This window comes from Phenylobacterium sp., assembly GCF_030680185.1.
Lineage (GTDB): Bacteria > Pseudomonadota > Alphaproteobacteria > Caulobacterales > Caulobacteraceae > Phenylobacterium.
In genome coordinates this window covers 19,089-28,418 of sequence record NZ_JAUXVZ010000014.1, presented here as the reverse complement: position 1 = coordinate 28,418, position 9,330 = coordinate 19,089, and the positions used below count along the sequence as shown (strand labels likewise).

The 9,330-nt window shown below is 66.4% G+C and carries 7 protein-coding genes; 3 read left to right on the top strand and 4 right to left on the bottom strand.

The genetic code is table 11. The features are described from left to right. The 3 genes from Q8L83_RS03080 to Q8L83_RS18615 all read left to right on the top strand — a co-directional run. Positions 1-1,626 (top strand): copper-translocating P-type ATPase (locus Q8L83_RS03080; protein ID WP_305284679.1); only part of this gene is annotated, 1,626 nt, incomplete at its 5' end. Beyond that, entirely contained in the window at positions 1,623-2,057 is a 435-nt protein-coding gene (cueR, locus tag Q8L83_RS03075) for a Cu(I)-responsive transcriptional regulator (protein WP_305284678.1), read from the top strand. The genes Q8L83_RS03080 and cueR, both read left to right, overlap by 4 nt. A gap of 141 nt (positions 2,058-2,198) precedes the next feature. Then, positions 2,199-2,462, top strand: a complete 264-nt coding sequence (locus Q8L83_RS18615; RefSeq protein ID WP_370868346.1) for a hypothetical protein — start codon at positions 2,199-2,201, stop codon at positions 2,460-2,462. Here Q8L83_RS18615 and Q8L83_RS03070 read toward each other — a convergent pair. The 4 genes from Q8L83_RS03070 to Q8L83_RS03055 form a co-directional block, all read right to left on the bottom strand. Continuing rightward, entirely contained in the window at positions 2,443-2,928 is a 486-nt protein-coding gene (locus Q8L83_RS03070; protein ID WP_305284677.1) for a hypothetical protein, read from the bottom strand. The genes Q8L83_RS18615 and Q8L83_RS03070 overlap by 20 nt on opposite strands. Before the next feature lie 90 nt (positions 2,929-3,018). Further along, positions 3,019-5,505 carry a heavy metal translocating P-type ATPase gene (locus Q8L83_RS03065; protein WP_305284676.1) on the bottom strand — a complete coding sequence of 829 codons (2,487 nt, stop codon included), beginning with the start codon at positions 5,503-5,505 and terminating at the stop codon, positions 3,019-3,021. Next, positions 5,498-6,109 (bottom strand): cation transporter, encoded by a 612-nt coding sequence (locus Q8L83_RS03060; RefSeq protein ID WP_305284675.1) that lies wholly within the window; start codon positions 6,107-6,109, stop codon positions 5,498-5,500. Before Q8L83_RS03060 ends, Q8L83_RS03065 begins: the two co-directional genes overlap by 8 nt. Then, entirely contained in the window at positions 6,106-9,330 is a 3,225-nt protein-coding gene (locus Q8L83_RS03055; protein ID WP_305284674.1) for an efflux RND transporter permease subunit, read from the bottom strand. The genes Q8L83_RS03060 and Q8L83_RS03055 overlap by 4 nt, the downstream gene beginning before the upstream one ends.

Below are 9,330 nucleotides of genomic sequence, written 5' to 3'. Positions count from 1 at the left end.
AGCGAGGCGATCAAGCGTCTGATGACGCTGCAGGCGAAGACCGCGCGCGTGGAGCGGGCGGGTGCGGTCCTCGAGGTTCCCGTCTCCGAGGTCCTCGTCGGGGACGTCGTCGTGGTCCGGCCGGGGGAACGGGTGCCGGTGGACGGCGAAGTCCTAGACGGGGCCTCTTACGTGGACGAATCCATGATCACGGGCGAGCCGATCCCGGTCGAGAAAGGTCCGGGCGCCGCTGTGGTTGGCGGCACGGTCAACAAGACCGGGACTTTCCGCTTCCGCGCCACGAAGGTGGGCGCAGCCACCCTGCTCGCCCAAATCGTGCGAATGGTGGAGGCCGCCCAGGGCGCCAAGCTGCCGATCCAGGCTCTCGTCGACAAGGTCACCGGCTGGTTCGTGCCGGCCGTCATCGTCGGCGCTGTCTTGACCTTCGCCGCCTGGCTGATCTTCGGCCCCAGCCCGGCGCTGAGCTTCGCGCTGGTCAACGCCGTGGCGGTGCTGATCATCGCCTGCCCGTGCGCCATGGGCCTAGCGACCCCCACGTCGATCATGGTCGGCACCGGCCGCGCCGCGGAGCTGGGCGTCCTCTTCCGCCGCGGCGAGGCCCTGCAGAGCCTGCGCGACGTCCAGGCGGTCGCCTTCGACAAGACCGGGACACTGACGCTCGGCCGCCCGATCCTGACGGATGTCCGCGTCACGGATGGGTTCACGGAGTCCGATCTCCTGCGCTTGGTGGCGGCAGTCGAAAGCCGCTCGGAACATCCGATCGCCCAGGCGATCGTCGAGGCGGCCCAAGCCCGCGGCTTGCAGCTGCCCGAGTTGTCCCGCTTCGCGGCTCTTCCCGGCTTCGGCGCTGAAGCGCTCGTCGATGGCCAGCGGATCCAGGTTGGCGCGGACCGCTTCATGGCGAAGCTCGGTGTCTCGGTCGCCGCCTTCGCCACGGACGCGGAACGCCTCTCAGGTGAGGCCAAGACGCCGATCTATGCGGCGATCAATGGCGAACTCGCAGCCATCCTCGCCGTGGCCGACCCGATCAAAGACACCACGGCCGAGGCCCTGGCGGCGCTGAAAGCGGCGGGTCTGAAGGTGGTGATGATGACCGGAGACAATCGGCGGACGGCGCAGGCGGTCGGCGCGGCGCTCGGCTTGGACGAGGTGATCGCCGAGGTGCTGCCCGACGGCAAGGTCGCCGCCGTGAAGGACCTGCAGCAGCGCTATGGCCGCGTGGCCTTCGTCGGCGACGGCGTCAACGATGCCCCGGCCCTGGCGAGCGCCGACGTCGGGATCGCCATGGGAGCTGGAACGGACATCGCCATCGAGAGCGCCGACGTGGTGCTGATGCGCAGCGACCTGCGCGGCGTGGCCACGGCGATCGCGCTCAGCCGTGCGGTGCTGCGGAACATCCGCCAGAACCTGGTCTGGGCGTTCGGCTACAACGTGGTGCTGATCCCGGTCGCCGCCGGGCTGCTCTACCCGGGCTTCGGCCTGTTGCTCTCGCCCATGGTCGCCGCTGGCGCCATGGCCCTCTCCAGCGTCAGCGTGCTCGTCAACGCCCTGCGCCTTCGCGCCTTCAAGCCTTTGGCCCCCCGATCGGTCGCATTCCAGCCCACAGTCCAAGGAGCCGCCGCATGAACATTGGTCAGGCGTCAAAGGCCACCGGCGTGACTGCTAAGATGATCCGCTATTACGACGAGATCGACCTGGTGCGGCCGGCGAGCCGGACGGACTCGAACTACCGCGAATACGACGATCGCCAGATCAACGAGCTTCGCTTCATCAAGCGCGCGCGCAGCCTGGGCTTCTCTATGGACGAGATCACCCAGTTGTTGTCGCTTTGGCGGGATCGTGCGCGGCCCAGCCGAGAGGTGAAGGCCATCGCGGACCGCCACGTGGCGGATCTCGACGCCCGTATCGCCGAGATGCAGGCGATGGCCGACACGCTGCGCCACCTCTCACACTGCTGCGCAGGCGACGATCGGCCGGACTGCCCGATCCTTACGGATCTGACGGAAGGCAAAGAGCCGTCGGTGCCCGCCAGACGGCGGCCGTCCTTCAACCGCTAGTCCTGTAAAATCCGCCCGGCCGGCAAATGATGACGATGGCGGAACTTCCCGTCTGAAGATGAGTCGCGGACTCACGTTGCCGCCTTGCAATGGAACGACAGCAAACATTCCCATTGTAGAAATCTTCGTCCAAGACCCGCTATGTCACACAAGCTTTCCCACGATTGGAAGGGTGCGCCCCTCCAGGACTTGGCTAGTCAGTACATGGCCATCGAGGGCTTTACGTTTGGCTTCAATGCCGGCAGCGAGCGGTACGACTATCAAGTCTCCGTCGGCGACGGAGGGCGCGACGTCCTCAGTGGCAGAGCCGATCGGGACCACTTCTGGGGTCTGGACGGCGATGACCAGCTCTCCGGCACGGCGAGAGCGACGTGTTCTACGGCGATCAGGGCTGAGATACTCTGAGCGGCTTACCTCGACGTCGGCCGTTGAACTGAGACCCACCGCCAAAGCGTTCTTGTAGATCTCCGCTGATGCAGTCGAAGTGCGCGCCGAAGAGACGGCCTAGGTGGCGCCCGATCACCCGGGCCATAGGCCCAGAGACCTCGACAGATTGAAGAACCCTCGCACCGTCCAGGCGAGGGCTGATGTGGATGGCGAACTCCATGAGGAGGACCCTCCTGAGGCCAGCCTCCCAAGAGATCAACCCGAGCGGCTCCAGCGCGACCACGTTGCCCGGCAGATTGAAGTAAAACGGGCTGATACGGCCGCGACGGAGCAGGATCCCGTAGTCCATCTTTCCTCCGGGCTTGAGCTCGCCTCTGATGCGAGCGGCCTGCGTCCAGGCTCCATACCCTTCGAATTGAACGAGCGAGTCCCACACCCGCTTGGGGGAGGCGCCCACGTCGATTTCTTTGGCGACGCGAGCCATTTTCAGACCCTACACATCGGGCGCTTGCGAGCCCGTAGGCCCGGGCAGAAGACGCTCCGGACCTGGGCGGGGCTGTTTTCGCCTGGACCGCTATGCATGCTGCTTGTCCCGAGGCGTGGTCCCGCCCAGTGCGCCGAACGCCCCTTCGCGATAGGCCAGCAAACGCAGCGCATTCGCTACAACAAGCAGCGTGGATCCCTCATGGAAGATTACCGCCGCGCCGATCTTCAGGCCGAAGATCGTCGCCGGGATAAGGAACGCGACCATTCCGAGGCTGACAAACAGGTTCTGTTTGATGACGGCGCTCGTGCGACGGCTGAGGCCGACGGCAAAGGGCAGCCGCCGCAGGTCGTCGGCCATCAGCGCAACATCGGCGGTCTCCAGCGCGACATCCGAGCCGGCGGCGCCCATTGCCACACCGACCGTTGCGTTCGCCATGGCCGGCGCGTCGTTGACGCCGTCGCCCACCATCGCCACGCGCCCTTCCTGCTCGCGCATGGTCTTGATGAACTCAACCTTGTCCTCGGGCATGAGGCCGCCCCGCGCCTCGGTCAAGCCGAGCTGCGAGGCAATTGCGTCGGCGACTCCCTGGTTGTCGCCCGACAACATCACGAGCCGCTTCAGACCCATCCCGCGAAGCTGTGCGATCACCTCCGCCGCGCCTTCACGTGGCGTATCCTGGAGAGCGAGAACGCCAAGGTAGGCGCCCGCTGAGCGCACCACCATCACGGTGCGACCCGATCTAGCCAGTCGCTCCGCCTCTGAACGCACCTCCTCGGGCACAGGCGGGCCATCGATCGCCTCGAAGAGCTTCAGCTTGCCGATGAAGACATCCTCGCCGCCGTAGCGACCTCGGACCCCTTGTCCCGTTATGCTCTCGACGCTCTCGGCTCGGCCCGGCGCCGCCGTAAGCGTCTCGGTCGCCGCCGTGACCACGGCGGCCGCCAAGGGGTGGTCGCTCTGCGCTTCGACGGCCGCGGCGGTCTCAAGGAGCCGTTCCTTGGTCACGCCGATGGCTGGGACCACGTCCGTGACGCGCGGCCGGCCCTCCGTCAGGGTCCCGGTCTTGTCGAAGGCGAGCGCCTTCAGCGTGCCGAGGTTCTCGAGCGGTCCGCCCCCTTTCACAAGCACGCCGCCGCGTCCAGCTCGCGCGACACCGCTCAGCACAGCGCTGGGCACGGAGATGGCCAGGGCGCAGGGGCTTGCCGCCACCAACACGGCCATCGCTCGGTAAAAGCTCACGCTGAAGGGCTCGTCCACGACGAGCCAGGCGAACATCAGCATCGCGACCATCAGCAGAACGGCGGGCACGAAGATGCGCTCGAACTTGTCGGTGAATCGCTGTGTCGGCGAGCGCTGGGCCTCCGCCTCGGCGACCATGGTCACCACGCGCGCGAGGGTGGTCTCGCTCGCCCGGCGGGCGACCCTCACCTCCAGAGCCCCTGCCCCGTTGATCGTCCCGGCGAACACGCGGTGGCTGGCCTCCGCGGACTCGAAGGTCGCCTCTTGCGGAGCCGGGCTCTTGTCGACCGGCACGCTTTCCCCAGTCACCGGCGCCTGGTTGACGGCGCTCTCGCCGATGATGACGACCCCGTCAGCCGGCAGGCGCTCATTGGGTCGGACGAGGACGATGTCCCCGACCTCAAGCGCCTCGACCGCAACCTCTTCGATCGCCTCGCCGCGTCTGCGGCTGGCGCGTTCGGGCGCCAGGGCCGCCAGAGCCTCGATCGCTCGTCGGGCGCGGCCCATCGCATAGTGTTCAAGCGCATGCCCGAGGCTGAATAGGACGAGCAGCAAGGCGCCTTCCGCCCATTCGCCGAGCGCGGCGGCGCCAGCCGCTGCGACCAGCATGAGGGTGTCGATCTCGAACCGGCGCTTACGCAGGTTCTCCACCGCCTCGCGCAGCGTGAAGTAGCCGCCAAAGATGTAGGACAGGCCATAGAACGCGAGCGGGACAGGGCCGCTGAGGCGAAACGACGCCAGCCAGCCGACCAGAAGCGCGAGCCCCGAAAGCAGGGCGAATACCAACTCGGTGCGCTCGCCAAAGACGCCACCATGCTTGTGGCCGTGGCCCTCGCCTGGCTTGTGCTTATGGCCGGCGTGCTCGTCGCGCGAAGCGCTGGCTGAAGCAGGCGCCTGTCCCAGGGCCGCTGCATGATCGTTCAGGAATGCCTTGAGAGTCTTTTCATCTGTCAGACCGCGATCGAACTCGACCACCGCTACGCCGGTGGGCCCGACCTCGGCTCTGACAACGCCCGGCACACCACGCAGATCGTCCGCCAGGGTGCGGGCTGCGCGCGCATGCAGCGGTAATGGTAAGCGCATGGTCGCGTGGCCGAATTTGGCGTCGATGCGCGCCCCTTGCTGCTCGGCGAGCGCTCGAAGCTGCGAAGGCGCGATGAGTGTAGGATCAAAGTGCACGCACAGGCGGGCGTCCTCCCGGCCATCGACGTGAGCGTCGATCACGCCCGGCCGGCGCTTCAGAACCGCCGTCAACTCGGCGACACAGCGCTCGCAAGCATCGGCGGCGCCGGGGAGCAGGACCGGGATTTCAAGACGAAGCTTTTCCTCAGTCATCGCCGGGCTCCTCTGGTGTTTCTTGTGTTGCTTTCGCCGCGTCCCGGAGGATTTCGACGCCGCCTTTCACGGCAATGATCGCGACCGCAATGCCGACCACCAGATCGGGCCAGGATCGGCCCAACCACATGACAAGGGCGCCGGCGACCAGGATGCCGCCGTTGGACGCGAAATCGTTCAAGCTGAAGGTTTCAGCGGCGCGCATGTTCACGTCCTGGCTCTGGACGCGGCGCAAGAGCAGGAGACAGACGATATTTACGACGGCGGCGACCAAAGCCAGGGTCATCATCGTCCAGCCGACAGGCTCAGCGCCGTAGATCCAGCGCCGGCCCACGTCGAGCAGCACGCCGACAGCGAAGATCAGAAGCATGACGCCCGAGATTCGCGCGGCGCGGCGTTTCCAGGCTCCGGCCCGACCCACCGCAAGGAAGCTGATGAGATAGACCGCCGTATCAGAGCCGTTATCGACCGCATTGGCGATCAAAGCGCTGGAATCCGCCACCAAGCCACCAACCCCGAGCGCCGCAAACAGCAGCCCGTTGAGGATCAGCACCACCAGCAAGGTCTTGCGCTGCTGACGTTCCTGGGCGGTTAGCGCGGTCATTCCTCGATCCCTTCAGCTTTGCGATGCTTTACCGCCTTGGCGGCGAAGGTCGGCAAGACCAGCAGTGTGAGCGCGGTAGCCGCGAAGAGGCCTCCGATCACAACTGTAGCCAGGGGCTTCTGCACCTCCGCACCCGCGCCATGCGCTAGCGCCATCGGGATGAATCCGACGATCGCCACGAGCGCGGTCGTGAGCACCGCCCTTAACCGGCTCGCGGCCCCCTGGTAGGCGGCCAGATCTGGAGGAAGTCCCTCGTCGAGCCGCTCCCGGATCGCCTGCATCAAAACCAGGCCGTTCAGGGTCGCCACGCCCGAGACCGCGATGAGCCCAACGGCCGCCGAGACGGAGAACGGCATGCCCCTGAGCAGCAAGGCCAGGGCTCCGCCGACCAACGCGAGCGGCACACAGGCGAAGACCAGTCCTGCCTCGGCGAAGGACCCCAGCGCCATGAACAGCAGAAGCCCTATCAGGACGAACACGACCGGGATCACGAGCCCCAGGCGTTGTTCGGCGCGCTTGAGGTTCTCGAACTGCCCGCCCCATGTGAGAGAATAGCCGGTGGGCAGTTTCACCTGCTGCTCGACCCTGGCCTGGGCGTCGGCGACGAAGCCGCCGAGGTCGCGACCCCGGACGTTGGCCTGGACCACCATCCTCCGACTACCGTTGTCGCGGCTGATCTGGTTCTGGCCCTCCGCGATCTGGATGCGCGCGACCGAGGACAGAGGCACAGTCGCGCCGCTGGACGTGGTCACAGGCAGGGCGGCCAGGGCCGCTGGATCGTTTCGGGCCTCGTCCGACAAGCGGACGACCACGTCGAACCGACGATCGCCCTCGAAAATCTGACCGGCCTCGGCCCCACCAATTGCGGCCGAGACGGCTTCGGAGACATCCGCTGCGGCCAGCCCGTAGTTGGCGGCGGCGAACCGATCGACGGTCAGGGTCAGCGTGGGCAGACCGGAGGCCTGCTCGACGCGCACGTCGGCGGCGCCTTCGGTCTGGCGGAGCACATTGGCGACCTGATCGGCGGTCCTCTGCAACTCAGCGAAATCGTCGCCGAACACCATGACCGCAAGATCGGTCCGCACCCCGGAAATGAGTTCGTTGAAGCGCAGTTCGATAGGCTGGCTGAACTCGAAATTGTTGCCCAGCTGTTGCGCGGAAATCTTCTCGATCCGGGCAATCAGATCCTCCTTGGACAGGTTCGGATCGGGCCATTGATCCTTATCCTTCAGCACGATGACGGCGTCGGAGATGTTCGGCGGCATTGGGTCCACGGCCGCCTCCGCGGTACCGGTCCTGGAGAACATGGTCTCCACCTCCGGCTGCGCCTTGATCGCCTTCTCCAGCGCCATCTGCATAGCGAGCGACTGCTCGAGAGACGCCGAGGGCACACGCAGGGACTGCATGGCGATGTCGCCTTCGTCCAAAGTCGGGATGAACTCCCGCCCGAGGGTGCTGAAGGCGATCCCGCCAACGAGGACGGCGCCGAGCGCCGCCGCCAGAACGATCTTGGGGCGAGCGACGGCCGCGCGGATCGCCGGTTCGATGCGCTTGCGGGCGAAGCGGAGGACGAAGGTCTCGTGTTCCTCCGCGCGCCCGTTTGGATCCATGTGGACGTGCTTGGGGTCCCGAACCAGCAGCGCCGTCATGGCCGGCACGAAGGTGAAGGAGAAGATGAACGCCCCCACCAGCGCCAGCATCACCGTTGCGCCCATCGGGATGAAGGTCTTGCCTTCCACCCCCTCCAGCATCAGCAGCGGGGTGAACACCAGCAGGATGATCAACTGTCCAAAAGCGGCCGGCTTGACCATCTGGCGCGCGGCGGCCGCGGCGACGCCAAGCCGTTCATGACGAGTGAGCATTCGGCCGAGTTCGCCCCGCCGCTGGCTGAGCATGAGCAGCGTATTTTCAACGACCACCACGGCGCCATCGACCAGCAAGCCGAAGTCGAGCGCGCCAAGGCTCATCAGGTTTCCGCTGATCCCAAACCGATTCATGCCGATCACTGCGAACAGGAAGCTGATCGGAATCATCAGCGCCGTGATCGTGGCCGCACGGATGTTGCCCAACAGCAGGAACAGCACGGCCACCACCAGCAGCGCGCCTTCGGCCAGGTTGCGGGCGACCGTCGAAATGGTCGAGTTGACGAGGTCGCTGCGGTTCAGCACCGGCGTCGCGACGATGCTAGGCGGCAAGCTCGGGCCCACCTCCTCGAGCCGCTCGGCCGCGGCCTGCGCCACGGTTCGGCTGTTCTCACCCGCCAGCATCAAGGCGGTTCCGATCACCGCTTCGTGGCCGTCTCGACTGGCGCCGCCAAGGCGCGGCGCCTGGCCCATCTCCACGGTCGCCACGTCGGCGACACGGACGACAAGCCCATTGCGATTTACGACAGGGGCTTGCGCCAGGTCGGTCACCGTCTGAGCGAGCGCATCGGTGCGTACCGTGAGCGCCTCGCCCGCGCGCTGGATGAAGCCGGCCCCCGCCTGAGTGTTGGCCCGCTCCAGGGCCTGAATCAGATCGTTCAAGCCGAGGCCATAGCTTGCCAGACGGGCCGGGTCGGGGCGGACGGCGTATTCCTTGACGTAGCCACCGTTCACATCGACGCCGGCGAGCCCTTTGGCCGAGCGCATCCGGGGCGCAATGATCCAATCCTGGACAGTGCGCAGGTAGGTGGCGCGCGCTTGCGGCGTCGTGAGGAGTTCGCCTTCAGGGGTTAGATAGGCGCCGCCTGCCTGCCACCCGGGCTGCCCTGCCGCGGCCAAGGCTTTCGGTCCAAAGGGCACATAGTCGACCGTCCACATCAGGACCTCGCCTAGCCCCGTCGTGATAGGCGACAGTTCCGGCTCGACCCCTGTCGGCAAGGTTTCCCGCGCCTGCGCCATCCGCTCGGCCACCTGCTGGCGGGCGAAATAGATGTCGGTCTGGTCGGTGAAGATGACGGTGATCTGGCTGAAGCCGTTGCGGCTGAGCGATCGTGTGCTTTGAAGGCCTGGAATGCCCGCCATGGCGGTCTCCAGGGGATAGGTGACCTGCCGCTCCATCTGCTCTGGCGCGAGCGCCGGGGCGACGGTGTTGATCTGCACCTGACGGTTGGTGATGTCGGGGACGGCGTCGATCGGCAATCTGGTGAGTTCGTAGAGGCCCAGCGCCGAGACGAGGGCGGTCGCCAGAACGATGAACCATCGGAAGCGAACGGACGCTTCAATAACTGCTTTGAACAT

Bases quoted from the DNA above. Each gene is read 5' to 3' on its own strand.
- Q8L83_RS03065 (WP_305284676.1), bottom strand. From the start codon at position 5,505: ATGACTGAGGAAAAGCTTCGTCTTGAAATCCCGGTCCTGCTCCCCGGC.
- Q8L83_RS03060 (WP_305284675.1), bottom strand. From the start codon at position 6,109: ATGACCGCGCTAACCGCCCAGGAACGTCAGCAGCGCAAGACCTTGCTG.
- Q8L83_RS03055 (WP_305284674.1), bottom strand. From the start codon at position 9,330: ATGTTCAAAGCAGTTATTGAAGCGTCCGTTCGCTTCCGATGGTTCATC.
- Q8L83_RS03070 (WP_305284677.1), bottom strand. From the start codon at position 2,928: ATGGCTCGCGTCGCCAAAGAAATCGACGTGGGCGCCTCCCCCAAGCGG.
- cueR (WP_305284678.1), top strand. From the start codon at position 1,623: ATGAACATTGGTCAGGCGTCAAAGGCCACCGGCGTGACTGCTAAGATG.
- Q8L83_RS18615 (WP_370868346.1), top strand. From the start codon at position 2,199: ATGTCACACAAGCTTTCCCACGATTGGAAGGGTGCGCCCCTCCAGGAC.